Here is a 15,341-nt window from a genome sequence, read left to right on the forward strand (position 1 = left end):
TGATCATGTATGTCCCTGGCCAGGGCGCAGTTTGTCCACCAGCTGGAGCAGCGCCTTCCCGCGGTGGCTGATCGCATTTTTTTCATCCGGTGCCAGTTCGGCACCGGTCTTGCCCAATTCAGGCACTAAAAAATAGGGATCATAGCCGAAACCGCCATCGCCGCGCGGGGTGTCGATGATTTCACCGTGCCAGCTGCCTTCGGCAATCAGGGGCTGCGGATCGTCGGCGTGGCGCAGGTAGACGATGACGCAGTAATAGTGAGCGCGCCGGTTGCTTTGTCCGGCAAGCGCGGCAACCAGTTTTTCATTATTGCGCCGGTCGGATTTGGGCTCGCCGGCGTAGCGGGCGGAATACACGCCGGGCGCGCCGCCGAGGGCATCCACGCAGATGCCGGAGTCGTCAGCCAGCGCCGGCAGGCCGGTGAGGTACGCGGCGTGGCGTGCCTTGGCGATACAGTTCTCGACAAAGGTGACAAAGGGCTCTTCAGCCTCGGGCACGTTACAGGCGGATTGCGGCACGGCCTCGAATCCCAGCGGGGCGAGAATGCGGCTGATTTCGCGCAGTTTGCCGGGGTTGTTGCTGGCGATGACGAGTTTTTGCATGTTATCCATTCAGAACAGATACGCTGCCATTCCGGCGCGCGGATGGCGGGTGACGCTACATTCCCAGCGCCTGCTTTTGCAACGCGACCAGCTGACGGATGCCGCTGTCGGCCAGATCCAGCAGCGCGTTTAATTCAGCGCGCGAATAGGCTGCACCCTCGGCGGTACCCTGTACTTCAATCAGCCCGCCGCGCCCGGTCATCACCACGTTCATGTCGGTGTCGCAGCCGGAGTCTTCCAGGTAATCGAGGTCGAGCACGGGTACGCCCTGATAAATGCCAACCGAAATGGCCGCCACAAAATCGCGGATCGGCGATTCGGTGAGCAGGCTGCGCGCCAGCAGGGTGCCAATGGCGTCGTGCACGGCAACGAAGGCGCCGGTGATGGAGGCGGTACGCGTGCCGCCGTCAGCCTGGATGACGTCACAATCTATGTGCAGGGTGCGTTCGCCGAGTTTGTCCAGATCTACCGCGGCGCGCAGGCTGCGCCCGATCAGGCGCTGGATTTCCTGGGTGCGGCCGGACTGTTTGCCGCGCGCGGCTTCGCGGTCCATGCGGCTGCCGGTGGAACGCGGCAGCATGCCGTATTCGGCGGTGAGCCAGCCCTGGTTTTTGCCTTTGAGAAAGGCAGGGACTTTTTCAACTACGCTGGCGGTGCAGATCACCTTGGTGTCGCCGCATTCGACCAGCACTGCGCCTTCGGCGTGTTTGGTGTAGTTGCGGGTGAACCGGATGTCACGTAACTGGTCAGGCTGACGCTGGCTGGGACGGGGGGTGCTCATGAGTGCTTACTTTCCTGAGTATTTTTTGATGGCATTCTGGATTTCGGCGATGGCGCGCTCGACTTCGTCTTCGGCCAGATCCGGCGGCGCTGCGGGGAACTCGTCCATTCTGGTGGTGAAGGTATTAACCGGCATGGACAAGGTGGACACCGACTGGCTGCCGGGTTCGCCCAGCGCACCCCAGGTCATGGCAATCGCTGACAGGTTGTCACCGGCATGGCCAGCGCGCAGCTCCGCGTGATCCATCAAAAATTCGACCGCACGTGCCAGCGGGAAAGCGCGCAGCGTGGCGGCAATCTGTTCTTCGGTGAGCGCACCCCACAGGCCATCGGTGCAGAGCAGGATGGTGTCGTGCTCGGATAGCGGTATGGGACGCGAGACTTCCACCTCGGGAGGCATGTGGCCGCCCAGGCAGTTGTAGATTTTGTTGCGGTCGGGATGGGTTTTCATCTCTTCCTGGGTGATGAAACCGTCATCGCATAACTGTTGCACGGTGGAGTGATCGCGGGTGCGCGTCACCAGGCCGCTGTCGCCGTACAGGTAGAGCCGCGAATCGCCCGCATGCGCCCACCACGCGGTATCATCCTGCAACACGCAGGCCACGCAAGTGGTATGCGGTATTTCGGCCAGATTATGCGTGCGCGAGTGGTCGTTGATGGCCTGGTGCGCGCGCTCCAGTGCGCCATGCAGGAATGCAGCGGGCTCATTGAGCTTGGGCCGGGCATTGCGCTGGAAGGTTTCTGCCAGGGTCTGAACGGTAATCTGTGCGGCCAGCTCGCCGTGCGAATGGCCGCCCATACCGTCGGCGACCACCATCAGCAGGGCATCGCGGCTGTAGGAATAGGCAACTCGATCCTGATTATAGTTACGGCCACCCTGACGGCTTGCCTGATAGATGGAAAAGTGCATTTTGGTATCTTGTCCCTTACACCTGAATCAGAAAATTTCGCGGTTGAATGTCTTGCGCAGGCTGGCCATTATTTTGCGCTTTTTGCTGAGCGGCGGGGGGGGTTCCATCAGCGCTTTTTGCAGGGTGAAAACGCTCTGCGGACGTGCCATGTAGTCCAGCCGCAGGCAGCCATCTATAATTTCCAGCAGACGCTCAGAGTATTCGCCTGTCCAGGTCGAGCGCGCTGAGGCAAGTCTGTCGCTGACCAGGCGTGCGTCGGCTGCCTGGGGGGCAAATCCGGCCAGGCACGCATACAGGCTGGCGCCCACGCTGTAGATGTCAGTCCACGGCCCCAGCATGGTCTGGTCGGTGTACTGTTCCGGTGCTGCAAAGCCTGGCGTATACATCGGTGCAAGGAGGGGCTGGTCGAGGGTGAGGGTCTGACGCGCGGCGCCGAAATCAATCAGCACCGGCGAGCCATCCATGCGTATGTAAATATTGGAGGGCTTGATGTCGAGGTGCAGCAGCTTTTGTGTATGCACCTCGCGCAGGCCGTTGAGCAGTTCAGCAAACACGCGCCGAATGAAGCCTTCGCGCACTTCGCCGCGGTGCGCGCGGATGTGATCCTGCAGGGTCTTGCCGCGCTCGTAGCGCATTACCATGTACACGGTGTCGTTGGCGCGGAAAAAATTCTGCACCCGTACTACGTTAGGGTGGAGAATGCGCGCCAGCGAGCGGCCTTCCTCAAAGAAGCATTTCATGCCGTAGCGGAAGGCGTTGGCGTTTTCCTGGGTGATGGGTTCGACCAGATCGTTTTCACCGCGTTTGACCAGACTGCCGGGCAGGTATTCCTTGATTGCCACGGGCTGGTCGGCGCTGTCGTAGGCCAGGTAAACCAGACTGAAACCGCCGCCGCCGATTTTGCGCACGATGCGGTAGTCCATGAGCAGATAGCCATTGGGCAGAGCGTAGTTGGGTTGAGCAGCCATGAATCAGCGATGTACCATGCGGGTTTGTCGTGTTGGTTTTAATGGCGCATCCCGCCGACGTTTTGAATCGAATTGTGTGCGATTAACGGCAACAAAGTAAAGAAAGTTTAGTGGGTACCCTAAATGATATCTAGCATGACCGGTTACGCGGCGGCGTCTGTGCACCACGCCGGACTGCATCTGAGCCTGGATCTGCGCTCGGTAAACTCGCGCTATCTGGAAATCCATTTCCGCTGCGGCGATGAATTCCGGACCATCGAGCCGCATCTGCGCGAACGTATCGCCCAGCACGTCCAGCGCGGCAAGCTGGAATGCCGTGTGCTGCTGGACAGCAGCGCTGGCGCAGAGCGCGAATTGCAGCTCAATCTGGCCTTGCTGGAACGCCTGAGCGGATTGGGTGAGGTGGTGACCCGGCACCTGCCTGGCGCGCTGCAAATGAGTGTGGCCGAGGTGCTGCGCTGGCCGGGTATGCTGGATGACCCGCTGGCCAACCAGGATCTGACCCGGCCCTGCCTGCAGCTACTCGACACGGTGCTGGATGAATTTGTTGCCAGCCGGCAGCGCGAAGGTGCCAGGCTGCGTGCGCACCTGCTGGAGCGTGCAGCGCAGATGGAGGCGCACATCGGCCGCGTTGCACCGCGCCTGCCGGAACTGGTGCGCGTTTATCAGGACAAGCTGGCGCAGCGCTTTACCGAAGTGCTGGGCAGCGCAGATGATGAACGTATCCGTCAGGAAATCGCGCTGTTCGCGCAGAAAATAGATGTGGACGAGGAGCTGTCGCGCCTCGGTGTGCACATTCGAGAGGTGCGGCGTATTCTCGACACGGACGGTGCGGCCGGCAAACGCCTGGATTTCCTCATGCAGGAGCTGAACCGCGAGGCCAATACCCTGGGTTCCAAGTCGGTGAGCGTGGAGACCACCCAGGTGGCAATGGAACTCAAGGTGCTGATCGAGCAGATGCGCGAGCAGGTACAAAATCTGGAATAAGGAGCAGAAATGATCCCAGGGAGTCTGTTTATAGTCGCTGCGCCCTCCGGGGCGGGCAAAACCAGTCTGGTGCGCGAACTGCTGGCGCGCGATGAGCGGGTGCGCCTGTCCATCTCATACACCACGCGCGCGGCGCGTCCCGGCGAGGTGGATGGCCGCGACTATCATTTTGTCAGCAAGGAAAAATTCATCGCCCTGCTCGAGGCCGGTGAGTTTCTCGAGAGCGCCGAAGTGTACGGCAATTATTACGGCACGTCGGAGCGCTGGATACGCGAAGCGATGGCGGCGGGTGACGATATTCTGCTGGAGATAGACTGGCAGGGCGCAGCCCAGGTGCGGCGCCTGTTTGCCGAGGCGATAGGCGTGTTTATCATGCCGCCTTCGCTGCAGGCCTTGCAGCAGCGCCTGACCGGGCGCGGCCAGGACAGCACCGAGATAATCGCGCGGCGCATGGCCGCTGCGCGCGAGGACATCAGCCATGTCAGCGAGTTTGACTATGTTATTATCAATGACGATTTTGCCGAGGCAGTGGCGGATCTGTGTGCGTTGTTCCGCACCCGGCGTTTGCAGACCAGCCGGCAACTGGCGCGATACGCGTCCCTGTTTCACCAATTCAACCCTTGAGGATTTCACCATGGCGCGTATTACCGTTGACGATTGCATCAACAACATTACCAACCGTTTTGAATTGACCCTGGTCGCCACCATTCGCGCGCGCCAGATTGCCAATGGCCATGCCCCGCTCGTTGAAGCCGGTCGCGACAAGCCTACCGTGGTGGCATTGAAGGAAATCGCTGCCGGCAAAGTAGGCAGGGAAATCCTCAATCGCGGGCGCGCCTGATCACTATCAGTCCATGCCCGAACTCGAGGAAATCGGCGCAGAGCTGGCCTACCTCAAACCTGACGATATCCGCCAGGTCACTGCCGCGTTCGAGTACAGCCGCGCCGCGCACAGCGGCCAGTTCCGCAAGAGTGGCGAGGCGTATATCCACCATCCGGTCGCGGTAACGGGGATACTGGCGCAGTGGCATCTTGACCCGCAAGCCTTGATGGCTGCGTTGCTGCACGATGTGGTGGAAGACACCCCCACCACCAAGGACGAAATCAGCGCGCGCTTCGGTAAATCCGTGGCGGAACTGGTGGATGGGGTGTCCAAGCTGGATAAAATGGAGTTCCAGACCGAGGAGCACGCGCAGGCGGAAAACTTCCGCAAAATGCTGCTGGCCATGGCGCGGGATGTACGTGTCATCCTCATCAAGCTGGCTGACCGCCTGCACAACATGCGCACGCTGGGATCGATGGCTGTTGAAAAGCGGCGCCGCATCGCCCAGGAAACGCTCGATATCTACGCCCCGATTGCCAACCGGCTCGGGCTCAACAGTATCTACCAGGAACTGGAAGATCTGTGCTTTCAAAACCTCCATCCCAACCGTTACCGCGTACTGGCCAAGGCGGTCAAGGCCGCGCGCGGCAACCGCAAGGAAGTGGTGGAAAAAGTGCGCGAGGCGATCCAGGGCAAGCTCGCCAGCGCCAATATCCATGCCTTGGTCAGCGGGCGCGAGAAGCATCTGTATAGCATTTACAAGAAAATGCAGGAAAAATCCCTGGCGTTTTCCGAGGTGTTCGACATCTACGGCTTCCGCGTGCTGGTGGACGACATTCCCGCCTGCTATCTGGCGCTGGGCTGTATGCATGGGCTGTACAAGCCCATTCCCGGCAAATTCAAGGACTATATTGCGATCCCCAAGGCCAACGGCTACCAGTCGCTGCACACCACGCTGTTCGGCCCGTTCGGCACGCCTATCGAGATCCAGATTCGTACCCAGGACATGCACAAGCTGGCGGAGGCGGGTGTGGCCTCGCACTGGCTCTACAAGAGCAGTGACACCAGCATCAACGACGCGCAGCAAAAAACCCACCAGTGGCTGCAGTCGCTGCTGGAAATCCAGGAAGGCGGCGGCGACTCGGCGGAATTTCTGGAGCACATCAAGGTGGACCTGTTCCCGGATGAGGTGTACGTATTCACGCCCAAGGGCAAGATACTCTCGCTGCCGCGCGGCGCCACAGCGGTGGATTTTGCCTACGCCGTGCACACCGATGTCGGTAATCATTGCGCGGCGGTCAAGGTGAATGGCGAACTGATGCCGATGCGTATCCAGTTGCGCAACGGCGACCAGGTGGAGGTGTTGACTTCACCCAATGCCTGGCCCAACCCGGCGTGGGTCAATTTTGTTGTATCCGGCAAAGCGCGTGCCCATATCCGCCACTATCTGCGCACCATGCACGCCGAAGAATCCGCCCAGCTCGGCGAGCGTCTGCTTGATCAGGCGCTGCGCGCGCTGGGCGCCGACCCGGGTAAAATCCAGGCCAGCTGCTGGGAGCGCCTGCACAAGGAAACCGGCAAGGAGCGCGTGGAAGTCCTCACCGATATCGGTCTGGGCAAGCGCCTCAACGTGGTGGTGGCACGCCAGTTGCTGGCGCAGGAAACCGGCCAGCCGGTGCAGCGTCCCCATGGGGCCATCGCCATCCGCGGCTCCGAAGGGGTAGCGGTACAGCTGGCCAAATGTTGCCATCCGATACCGGGCGACCCCATTATCGGTTTCATCAAATCCGACCAGGGCCTGGTTATTCATACCCACGATTGTCCCTCCATCAAGCACTATCGCGACGATCCGGACAAATGGCTGGACGTGGAGTGGGAGCCGGGGCTGACTAAAATGTTCGACGTCAACATCAAGCTCATCGTGCTCAACCAGCGTGGGGTGCTTGCCAAATTGGCGGCAGTTATTGCCGAGGAAGGCTCCAATATCGACAATGTGGCGATGGAGGAAGAAGACGGCAGCCAGTACACCACCATCTATTTCACTTTGCAGGTAGAACAGCGCATGCACCTGGCTCGCATCATGCGCAGCTTGCGGGTTCTGCCCGAGGTGGTGCGCATCATGCGTGTGAAAAACCGCAAGGATGGGCGCGTGCAGACGCAGTAGTTGTGCGGGCGGCCAGCCACTGAAATTCAAATCGAACAGGAACGCTCATGAGCAAACACATCATCCGCACCGACGCCGCACCCGTCGCGATTGGCACTTATTCGCAGGCAGTGAAAGCGGGCAATACCGTTTACTTGTCCGGCCAGATCGGCCTCGACCCGGCCACCATGCAGATGGCCGCGGGCACGGAGGCGCAGATTCACCGCGTATTTCAGAACCTCAAGGCAGTGGCTGAAGCCGCAGGCGGCAGCCTGGCCGATGTGGTCAAGCTCAATGTGTTTCTGACTGACCTGAGCCACTTTGCCAGGGTGAACCAGATCATGGCTGAATATTTCAGCGAGCCCTACCCGGCGCGTGCCGCGGTGGGCGTGGCGGCACTGCCGCGCGGCGCCGAGATCGAGGCCGACGGGGTAATGGTGCTGGGTTAAGCGGATTGGCTGCACCGTCCAAGCCCGCCGGGGCGGGCAATGCGCTGCCTCCGGTGTTCACCAAACTGGGACTGCATACCCCGGCGGACTTGATCCTGCATCTGCCGTTGCGCTATGAGGATGAAACCCGTATCTCCGCCATTGCCGATGCCCTGCCAGGCCGCGCCACCCAGGTACAGGGCGTGGTTACCCATTGTGAGGCCAAATACAAGCCGCGCCGCGCGCTGATTGCGCGCATTCGCGACGACAGCGGCGGCGAGATCAGCCTGCGTTTCATCAATTTTTACGGCAGCCAGGCCAAACAGTTTGCCGAGGGCAACCTGATCCGCGCATTGGGCGAGGTACGCGGCGGCTTCTGGGGGCTGGAGATGGTGCATCCGCGCTACCGCGTGGTGAGTGCCGAAGCGCCGTTGCCGGACAGCCTCACGCCGATTTACCCCGCCGCCGCAGGCGTGGCGCAAACGCTGCTACGCAGACACATCGGTGCCGCACTGACGCAGGCGGATTTGACCGACACGCTGCCGGACAGCCTGCGCAGCCGCTTTAATCTGCCCGACTTTGCCAGCAGTGTGCGTACCCTGCACAACCCCCCTCCCGACATCCCGCCAGCTCAACTCGAATACCGCACCCATCCGGCGTGGCGGCGTATCAAGTTCGACGAGCTGCTGGCGCAGCAATTGTCGCTGCGTCTGGCGCGCAACGCCCGGCGCGCACAGGGCGCACCCATGCTGGCGGGTGAGGTGGCGCTGGTGACACAACTGCAGAATTCCCTGCCGTTCCGGCTCACCGCCGCTCAGCAGCGCGTGTGGCATGAAATTCGTACCGACCTTGCCGCGTGCCACCCCATGCAGCGCCTGCTGCAGGGCGATGTGGGCAGCGGCAAGACGGTGGTTGCCGCGCTCGCCGCTGCGCAGGCCATCGGGCATGGCTATCAGGCCGCGTTCATGGCGCCGACCGAAATTCTCGCCGAGCAGCATTATCACAAGCTCACGCAATGGTTCGCGCCACTGGGCATTGAGGTGGCATGGCTGGCTGGGAGCCTGTCCAAAAAAGACAAACAGGCCGCGGTGGCGCGGCTGGTGTCTGGGGAAGCACGGCTTGCAGCGGGTACTCACGCGCTGTTTCAGGAGCAGGTTGAATTTGCCAATCTGGGGCTTGCCATCATTGACGAGCAGCACCGCTTTGGCGTCGCCCAGCGCCTGGCGCTGCGCCGGAAGGGCAACCAGCCGCATCAATTAATGATGAGCGCCACCCCGATCCCGCGCACGCTCTCCATGAGCTATTACGCTGATCTCGATGTGTCGGTGATTGACGAACTGCCACCGGGGCGCAGCCCGGTTGTGACCAAGCTTCTGGCCGACAGTCGCCGTGAGCAGGTGGTCGAGCTGGTGCGCGAACGCTGCCGCGCAGGGGGGCAAGTCTACTGGGTGTGTCCGCTGATTGAAGAATCGGAGAAACTGCAGTTGCAGACCGCGCTGGATACCCACGCAGTGCTCGCGTCTGCGCTGCCCGAGCTCGATATCGGCCTGGTCCACGGGCGCATGAACGGCCGCGACAAGGCGGTGGTAATGGCCGGTTTCAAATGTGGTGATCTGCAATTACTGGTGGCGACCACGGTGATCGAGGTGGGCGTGGATGTGCCGCGCGCCTCGCTGATGGTGATCGAACACGCCGAGCGCATGGGCTTGGCACAGCTGCATCAGTTACGCGGCCGGGTCGGGCGCGGCAGTACGCAAAGCGCGTGCATCCTGCTCTACCAGCAGCCGTTGTCAGACGCCGCCCGTGCCCGGCTCAAGGTGATTTTCGAGAACAGCGACGGCTTCGTCATCGCACGCGAGGATTTGCGCCTGCGCGGCCCGGGCGAATTCCTCGGCGCACGCCAGTCGGGTGCACCCATGCTGCGCTTTGCCGATATCGAGGCGGATGCCGATATACTCGAACAGGCGCGCGCCGCCGCCGAATGGCTGCTCATTCATGATGGACTGGCGGCACGGAACCATGTCTTGCGCTGGCTGGGCGGACGCCAGGATTATATTAAAACCTGATTGAATGGTTGTAATGTACCAGACAGCTTTTTCGGCAGATGTCGTTAACGCTACGTACGGCGCAATCATAAGCTCCGCCAATAAACAGGAGATTGCAGATGAACATGCGACTATGGCAGGGGTTGATATTACTCGGCATGCTGATTGCACGGCCAGGCATGGCTGCGGAAACGCTGTTTCTCGGGATACAGGACTACAACCGCAGTCCCATCGTAGTGGCGGAGGAGTTCCATGGGCTGACCAGTTACCTCAGTCGGGTGCTGAAGCGTCCGGTCAAAGTCGAAACGGTGCGCGACTACAGCAAGTATCTGGCAGAAGCCAAACAAAAACAATTCGCCTTCATGTTTGCGCCACCCTCCATGATCATGCAGGCCAACAAACTGGCCGGCTATGAGCCAATAGCTAAAATTCCGGGACAGATATCTGCCGGTTTCATGGCGCTGGCGTCCAGCGGCATTGCTTTTCCGGAGGACATGAAAGGCAAGCGCATCGGTTTTACCGACGAGGACTCCATGGTCACCCAGCTGGCGCTGGCGGAGTTGCGCAGCAAGCATATTGATCCGGCCAAATACTTCAAGAGCGTGGCCTATTACCATGACGTGGACGGCATTGTGACCGCATTCAAGTACCGGCTGATCGACGTCGGCGTAGCCAATACCGGGGTGTTGAGCCTATGGAACAACAACGGCATGGATCTCAACCTTATCATGCAGAGCAAGGGCGTGCCCCACCTCACCTTTGCCACGCGCGGAGACCTGCCGAGCGAAATCAAACAGGCAGTTGCCCAGGCGCTGGTACGCGCAGACAAGGATAAGGAAGCACAAAGTTACTTCAGGAATACCGGCTACTCCAGTTTCGAGCCGGCCAGCCTGGCTGATTATAAAGATATGGTTCTGTTGTTGAACATCCACTGAGCTTATCCGGAAAGTTGCAGTTGTGCGTGTCAGGTAATGGTTCCGTGCTGCCCGTGGTTAACCGCTTTTTCCAGGTTCAATTGGGTGTATGCCGCATGGCATAATGGCGGGGTTTGCTTAACCATCGCCTACCATGTCCGGCCTGTGCAATTCATCTTCCTGGCGCACCCAGCTGATTGGCGTTCACGGCGCCGCGCGCGGCTGGCTTACCGATCAGGGTTCGCTCACGCGCCGCATTATCGAGCATTGCCCACAGTTCAGTGTGCGTCATCTGCGCCAGTATTCGGGCCGGGCGGATCTGGACGAGGCGGCGATGTGCGGGCTGAGTGCGGCACCGATGGCGTTGCTGCGCGAAGTATTTCTGTATTGTCACGACACCCCGGTGGTGTTCGCCCACAGCGTGTTGCCGCACAGCAGCTTGCGCGGCGCCTGGACAAAACTCGGCAAGCTGGGTAACCGCCCCCTGGGCGCAGCACTGTTCGCCAATCCGTGCGTGCGCCGCGCGCCTCTCGCATTCAAACGTCTCGGCGCACGCCATCCGTTGTACCAGCGTGCCTGCGCACAGCTTGACCAGCGCCCGCCGTATCTGTGGGCGCGGCGCTCGCTGTTTGGCCTGCAGGGCCGTCGCATTCTGGTCACCGAGGTTTTTTTACCCACGCTTATGGAGTTGTCATGACACTGGCGCAACGCTTGAGCCTGTACGAAAAACTGATGCGCCTGGATAAGCCGATCGGCATTCTGCTGCTGCTGTGGCCCACCCTGTGGGGGCTGTGGTTCGCATCGGCGGGACGCCCGGAATTGATGGTGCTGTGGATTTTTGTGCTGGGCACGGTGCTGATGCGCTCTGCCGGCTGTGTCATCAATGACTATGCCGACCGCGATTTCGACGCCCACGTGGCGCGTACCAAAGATCGCCCGCTGGCGGCAGGCAGGGTGAGCGGCAAGGAGGCGCTGCTGCTTGCTGCTACCCTGTCCGTGCTGGCTTTTTTGCTGATCCTGCCACTCAACCGGCTGGTGATGATGTTGTCCGTGCCGGCGCTGTTCCTGGCAGCCAGCTATCCCTTCACCAAGCGCTTTTTTGCCATTCCGCAAGCGTATCTGGGCATCGCTTTTGGCTTTGGTATCCCCATGGCCTATGCCGCCCAGCTCGACAGCGTGCCGCTGGAAGCCTGGCTGCTGCTGGGGGCGAATATCTTCTGGGCGATTGCCTACGACACTGAGTACGCCATGGTGGATCGTGACGACGACATGAAAATCGGCATCAAGACTTCAGCGCTGACGTTTGGCCGTTTCGATGTGGCGGCAGTGATGCTGTGTTATGCCGCGACTTTGGTATTGCTTGCGTACGTGGGCTGGCGCCAGGGCAGGGGGCTATGGTTCGGCGCCGGGCTGGGCGTGGCGGCGGCAATCGCTGTTTACCATTACACGCTGATCCGGGGCCGCGACCGCACGCGCTGCTTCAAGGCTTTTCTGCACAATAACTGGCTGGGCGCGGCGGTGTTCGCCGGAATTGCGCTGGACTACTGGCTGCGTTAATCCAACCCGGAAAAGGCGATGGGCCACGGAGAGCACGGAGGGAAGCAATGAAACAATGAAGGCAAAAGGCGAAAATTAAGGCCCAGGGAAGTGTCTTGAATTCTGCCTTTTGCTTTCTCGTTTTCCTCAGTGTTCTCCGTGGCCAATAGCCTTTTCCAGCCTCAATCAGTTTTTTGCGTGCAATCCACGCGCTTGAGTTGCGTGTCCGCAAAAGCCTGCCGGAGTTGCGCCATTGTTGCCTGCTCGGCAGCGTCCAGGTCGCGCAACGCAAATACGCTGGCGGTTTTGCCGCGCGCCTCGATGCGCGCAGTCTGCACGCCCTTCTTGCGCAGTTCGGCCACGCGCGCCTCGGCAATCGACTGTTTGGCATACAGCCCGAGCGAAATGGCATTTTGCCACTTGCCAGCCGGGCGTACCACGGCAAGGTCACGCACCCCCAGGTTTGCCAGTTGCGCAGCCTTGTTATCGGCGTCCGCCTTGGATGCCAGCGGTGGGTAATACACCCAGTAGGGGCCGCCTGGCGTGCCTTGATCCTGGCGTGTCAGGCGCTCGCCCAGTTTGAGCTGATCCAGCGCGGCGACGGCGTTGTCCAGTTGCGCCGGCGCTACCGGTCCCCACGTCATGCAGATTTTGTCGTTGGTGTTGGGCTTTGAGACTGATGCCAGTGCGGGCTGCGACGCGGGTATGGGTGCGCGCACGGGCGGCGTCCCGGGGGATGGAGTGGCACGCGGCTCCCCAACCAGCGCGATACGCTGCGGGTACAACGCAGGATGCACGTTGCGCGCAGCAGTCATGCTGTCACCCCATTGCAGCATGGCGAATACGGCCAAATTGGCAAGCAGCAATAATAAAAACAGCAGTCTCACAAATACTCCTCGTGCGCAATGGTGCGCAACCCCTCCAGTACCAGATTTTCCACCAGCCGCAGCGGTTGCGGAAGATGCGTGGCAAGACGCGCGCCATCGCCCCCGCTGACCATCAACTCCGGCATACTCCCGGCATGGTGTGCCAGTTGCGCGTGGAGCAGGGCCACCGCACCGGTAATCGCCAGGATGCGCCCGCTCTCCAGCGCATCCGCCGTATTGTCCGGCCACGCGCTGAACCTGCCCGAGTCGTTTGCCAGCCCCGCAGTGCCTTGCTGCAGCATGCTGCCCATCATGCGGTAGCCGGGCAGGATGATGCCGCCCAGGAAATCGCCTTGGTGCAGCGCATCCACGGTGATCGCCGTGCCGGCGTTGACCACCAGCGCAGTACCGGCGCCGAGGTGGTGCGCACCAATCAGCGCAGCCCAGCGGTCTGCGCCCAGCTGTGCGGGTGCGGCGTAAGCATTGCGTACCCCGCACTGGCTGGCGCGGGCAGTCACTTGTTGCACACTGATCGCGTAGCGCGCCAGGCCGGGTTCGAGCGCGGCTTGCAGTTGCGCTCCGGCGACATTGCTGAGCACAATTCGCTGCGGCGCGGGGAGCTTGTCCAGCGCGCGCTCAAATTCGGCTATTTCACGGTGCGCGCACTGACCGTGGACCAGCCATGTCAGCCCGTCGTGCAGCCCCCATTTAATGCGGGTGTTACCCGCGTCGATCGCCAGTATCATGAAATGCGGCGGGTCAGATGGACTTCACCGCCATTGAGCGCCAGCTGCTTTCCGTCTGCGCTTTGCAGCAGCAGCGCACCGTCTGCGGACAAGCCAATGGCAGTGCCGATCTGGTCGCTGCCATTGGCGAGCAGCACGCGCACCGGCTTGCCCTGGTAAGCGTGTGCGGCAAGCCATTCCGCGCGCAGCTGGGCGAGCCCGGATTGCTCGAAATCCTGCATCACGTCATCCAGGTGAATCAGCAGCGCAGCCAGCAAGGTGTTGCGCTCGACGCGTGTGCCGCACACTTCGTTCAGGTCGGTCACTGCCTGGTCGATTTCAGCGCGCACCGGCGCTGGCAGCTGCAAATTGATTCCGATGCCGATCACCGCAAGTGACGGTCCCATCACATCGCCCTGCACTTCAATCAGAATTCCCCCCAGCTTGCGGTAGTGCCAGAGCAGGTCGTTCGGCCATTTGAGTTGTACCGCATCCGCGCCGGATTGGCGCAATGCGCGCAGCAGCGCCACCCCCACTGCCAGGCTCAAGCCTGAAAGCGCCGCGATACCTGTATCAAAACGCCACAGCACCGAGCAGGCGAGACTGCCGCCCAGCACGCTTTGCCAGACGCGTCCGCGCCGGCCGCGCCCGGCAAGCTGAATCTCTGCCACCAGACAGCTGCGGTGCGGTGCGCCGTCTGCCGCTGCCCGCATCAGCTCGGTATTGGTCGAGTCGAGGTGCTCGGCCACGCGGATGTGAAAACGCCCGGCGTGTGTGCCCAGCGCATCCTCAATCATGCTGGCGTCGAGCCAGTCGGGCGCAGCGGGCAGACGATAGCCGCGGCCCCGCACCTTGTACAGCACCGCGCCGTGATCCTGTGCCACCTGCAGTGCATTCCACACGCTGGCGCGCGACACGCCAAAGCGCTGCGCAAGCGTTTCCCCGGAATGGAATTCACCGTCGGACAGGACACGCAGCAGAGGGAGCAATAATGGATTCAAAGCACACAACCGGGACTGGATTTGCACGAGTTTAGCATGCCGGATTAGTCCTCCAGCAGCCCGCTGGGCAGGCCGTCTATGCTCATGCGGTTTTTCTCGCGCCAGTAGTCGAGGAGCCCGGCAGCGCCTTTCTTTTCCGCCCAGCGTGCCAGGGTGTCACGCTCGCCCGCGTAAACATATTGCGGTACCGCGTAGCCGCACGAAGTCTGCACCGAATCCACGTTCAGCTCGATGATCTGACGCTGCGCCGGCAGCGCAGGGAAATGTGCACGCAAGGACGCCCAATCGGCATCGCGCGGTTTCACTGCGCGGCCTTGCCCATACAGCCGCAGGATCAGCGGGTCGGCGTCGAAGCTGCAAAACATCAGCGTCATGCGCCCGTTTTCCAGCAGGTGTGCGGCGCTCTCGTTGCCGCTGCCGGTGAGGTCAAGGTACACCACCCGGTCAGGGCTGAGCACGCGCAGGCTGTCCATGCCTTTGGGTGAAAGGTTGATGCGCCCGGCCGCCGGTGCCGTGGCAGTAAAAAAAATTTTCTGGCGACGAATAAAAAGCTGCTGTTGTTCGGTAAGTGCGGGATAGAATTTAGCCATGATTTTTTTCCTGTTCTTGCC

Annotated in this window: 17 protein-coding genes; 9 read left to right on the forward strand and 8 right to left on the reverse strand. The window is 61.1% G+C overall.

Features of this window, described 5'->3' with window-relative positions:
• Positions 1–3 precede the first annotated feature (3 nt).
• The 4 genes from rdgB to GZH91_RS02980 are packed head-to-tail and all read right to left on the reverse strand — an operon-like array spanning position 4 to position 3,262.
• Positions 4–603: an RdgB/HAM1 family non-canonical purine NTP pyrophosphatase gene (gene rdgB / locus GZH91_RS02965; protein WP_174861816.1), complete on the reverse strand. Its 600-nt coding sequence runs from the start codon at positions 601–603 to the stop codon at positions 4–6.
• 55 nt (positions 604–658) lie between these two features.
• Entirely contained in the window at positions 659–1,384 is a 726-nt protein-coding gene (rph, locus tag GZH91_RS02970; RefSeq protein WP_147070627.1) for a ribonuclease PH, read from the reverse strand.
• A gap of 6 nt (positions 1,385–1,390) precedes the next feature.
• Positions 1,391–2,293: a PP2C family protein-serine/threonine phosphatase gene (locus GZH91_RS02975; protein ID WP_147070630.1), complete on the reverse strand. Its 903-nt coding sequence runs from the start codon at positions 2,291–2,293 to the stop codon at positions 1,391–1,393.
• A 27-nt stretch (positions 2,294–2,320) separates the two neighbouring features.
• On the reverse strand, positions 2,321–3,262 hold the full coding sequence (locus GZH91_RS02980; RefSeq protein WP_147070632.1) for a serine/threonine protein kinase: 942 nt from the start codon (positions 3,260–3,262) through the stop codon (positions 2,321–2,323).
• A 135-nt stretch (positions 3,263–3,397) separates the two neighbouring features.
• Between GZH91_RS02980 and GZH91_RS02985 the strand changes: the two genes are divergently transcribed.
• From GZH91_RS02985 to ubiA, 9 genes are all read left to right on the forward strand, one after another.
• On the forward strand, positions 3,398–4,249 hold the full coding sequence (locus GZH91_RS02985; RefSeq protein ID WP_232522210.1) for a YicC/YloC family endoribonuclease: 852 nt from the start codon (positions 3,398–3,400) through the stop codon (positions 4,247–4,249).
• A 9-nt stretch (positions 4,250–4,258) separates the two neighbouring features.
• A complete protein-coding gene (gene gmk, locus GZH91_RS02990; protein WP_174861817.1) occupies positions 4,259–4,873 on the forward strand; it encodes a guanylate kinase in 615 nt (204 codons plus the stop codon).
• Between the two features lie 10 nt (positions 4,874–4,883).
• A complete protein-coding gene (rpoZ, locus tag GZH91_RS02995) occupies positions 4,884–5,090 on the forward strand; it encodes a DNA-directed RNA polymerase subunit omega (RefSeq protein WP_147070637.1) in 207 nt (68 codons plus the stop codon).
• Positions 5,091–5,103: 13 nt separating this feature from the next.
• Positions 5,104–7,236: a RelA/SpoT family protein gene (locus GZH91_RS03000; protein WP_147070639.1), complete on the forward strand. Its 2,133-nt coding sequence runs from the start codon at positions 5,104–5,106 to the stop codon at positions 7,234–7,236.
• A 47-nt stretch (positions 7,237–7,283) separates the two neighbouring features.
• The gene (locus GZH91_RS03005; protein WP_147070641.1) at positions 7,284–7,664 is read left to right on the forward strand and encodes a RidA family protein; all 381 of its coding nucleotides are present in this window, start codon (positions 7,284–7,286) and stop codon (positions 7,662–7,664) included.
• A 5-nt stretch (positions 7,665–7,669) separates the two neighbouring features.
• Positions 7,670–9,709 (forward strand): ATP-dependent DNA helicase RecG, encoded by a 2,040-nt coding sequence (gene recG, locus GZH91_RS03010; protein ID WP_147070643.1) that lies wholly within the window; start codon positions 7,670–7,672, stop codon positions 9,707–9,709.
• A 98-nt stretch (positions 9,710–9,807) separates the two neighbouring features.
• Entirely contained in the window at positions 9,808–10,623 is an 816-nt protein-coding gene (locus tag GZH91_RS03015; protein WP_147070645.1) for a phosphate/phosphite/phosphonate ABC transporter substrate-binding protein, read from the forward strand.
• 133 nt (positions 10,624–10,756) lie between these two features.
• Positions 10,757–11,299, forward strand: a complete 543-nt coding sequence (locus GZH91_RS03020) for a chorismate--pyruvate lyase family protein (RefSeq protein WP_147070647.1) — start codon at positions 10,757–10,759, stop codon at positions 11,297–11,299.
• Positions 11,296–12,159 (forward strand): 4-hydroxybenzoate octaprenyltransferase, encoded by an 864-nt coding sequence (ubiA, locus tag GZH91_RS03025; protein ID WP_147070649.1) that lies wholly within the window; start codon positions 11,296–11,298, stop codon positions 12,157–12,159. The genes GZH91_RS03020 and ubiA overlap by 4 nt, the downstream gene beginning before the upstream one ends.
• A 161-nt stretch (positions 12,160–12,320) precedes the next feature.
• Here ubiA and GZH91_RS03030 read toward each other — a convergent pair whose 3' ends face one another.
• The 4 genes from GZH91_RS03030 to GZH91_RS03045 are packed head-to-tail and all read right to left on the reverse strand — an operon-like array spanning position 12,321 to position 15,320.
• Complete coding sequence (locus GZH91_RS03030) at positions 12,321–13,025, reverse strand: SPOR domain-containing protein (protein ID WP_147070651.1); 705 nt, start codon at positions 13,023–13,025, stop codon at positions 12,321–12,323.
• A complete protein-coding gene (locus GZH91_RS03035) occupies positions 13,022–13,750 on the reverse strand; it encodes a type III pantothenate kinase (protein WP_147070653.1) in 729 nt (242 codons plus the stop codon). The genes GZH91_RS03030 and GZH91_RS03035 overlap by 4 nt, the downstream gene beginning before the upstream one ends.
• Complete coding sequence (locus tag GZH91_RS03040) at positions 13,747–14,730, reverse strand: biotin--[acetyl-CoA-carboxylase] ligase (RefSeq protein ID WP_147070655.1); 984 nt, start codon at positions 14,728–14,730, stop codon at positions 13,747–13,749. The genes GZH91_RS03035 and GZH91_RS03040 overlap by 4 nt, the downstream gene beginning before the upstream one ends.
• Positions 14,731–14,774: 44 nt before the next feature.
• Entirely contained in the window at positions 14,775–15,320 is a 546-nt protein-coding gene (locus tag GZH91_RS03045) for a pyridoxamine 5'-phosphate oxidase family protein (protein ID WP_147070657.1), read from the reverse strand.
• Positions 15,321–15,341 lie beyond the last annotated feature (21 nt).

It is taken from the genome of Sulfuriferula plumbiphila, assembly GCF_009938015.1.
GTDB lineage: Bacteria > Pseudomonadota > Gammaproteobacteria > Burkholderiales > Sulfuriferulaceae > Sulfuriferula > Sulfuriferula plumbiphila.

Bases quoted from the DNA above. Each gene is read 5' to 3' on its own strand.
- rdgB (WP_174861816.1), bottom strand. From the start codon at position 603: ATGCAAAAACTCGTCATCGCCAGCAACAACCCCGGCAAACTGCGCGAA.
- rph (WP_147070627.1), bottom strand. From the start codon at position 1,384: ATGAGCACCCCCCGTCCCAGCCAGCGTCAGCCTGACCAGTTACGTGAC.
- GZH91_RS02975 (WP_147070630.1), bottom strand. From the start codon at position 2,293: ATGCACTTTTCCATCTATCAGGCAAGCCGTCAGGGTGGCCGTAACTAT.
- GZH91_RS02980 (WP_147070632.1), bottom strand. From the start codon at position 3,262: ATGGCTGCTCAACCCAACTACGCTCTGCCCAATGGCTATCTGCTCATG.
- GZH91_RS02985 (WP_232522210.1), top strand. From the start codon at position 3,398: ATGACCGGTTACGCGGCGGCGTCTGTGCACCACGCCGGACTGCATCTG.
- gmk (WP_174861817.1), top strand. From the start codon at position 4,259: ATGATCCCAGGGAGTCTGTTTATAGTCGCTGCGCCCTCCGGGGCGGGC.
- rpoZ (WP_147070637.1), top strand. From the start codon at position 4,884: ATGGCGCGTATTACCGTTGACGATTGCATCAACAACATTACCAACCGT.
- GZH91_RS03000 (WP_147070639.1), top strand. From the start codon at position 5,104: ATGCCCGAACTCGAGGAAATCGGCGCAGAGCTGGCCTACCTCAAACCT.
- GZH91_RS03005 (WP_147070641.1), top strand. From the start codon at position 7,284: ATGAGCAAACACATCATCCGCACCGACGCCGCACCCGTCGCGATTGGC.
- GZH91_RS03015 (WP_147070645.1), top strand. From the start codon at position 9,808: ATGAACATGCGACTATGGCAGGGGTTGATATTACTCGGCATGCTGATT.
- GZH91_RS03020 (WP_147070647.1), top strand. From the start codon at position 10,757: ATGTCCGGCCTGTGCAATTCATCTTCCTGGCGCACCCAGCTGATTGGC.
- ubiA (WP_147070649.1), top strand. From the start codon at position 11,296: ATGACACTGGCGCAACGCTTGAGCCTGTACGAAAAACTGATGCGCCTG.
- GZH91_RS03035 (WP_147070653.1), bottom strand. From the start codon at position 13,750: ATGATACTGGCGATCGACGCGGGTAACACCCGCATTAAATGGGGGCTG.
- GZH91_RS03045 (WP_147070657.1), bottom strand. From the start codon at position 15,320: ATGGCTAAATTCTATCCCGCACTTACCGAACAACAGCAGCTTTTTATT.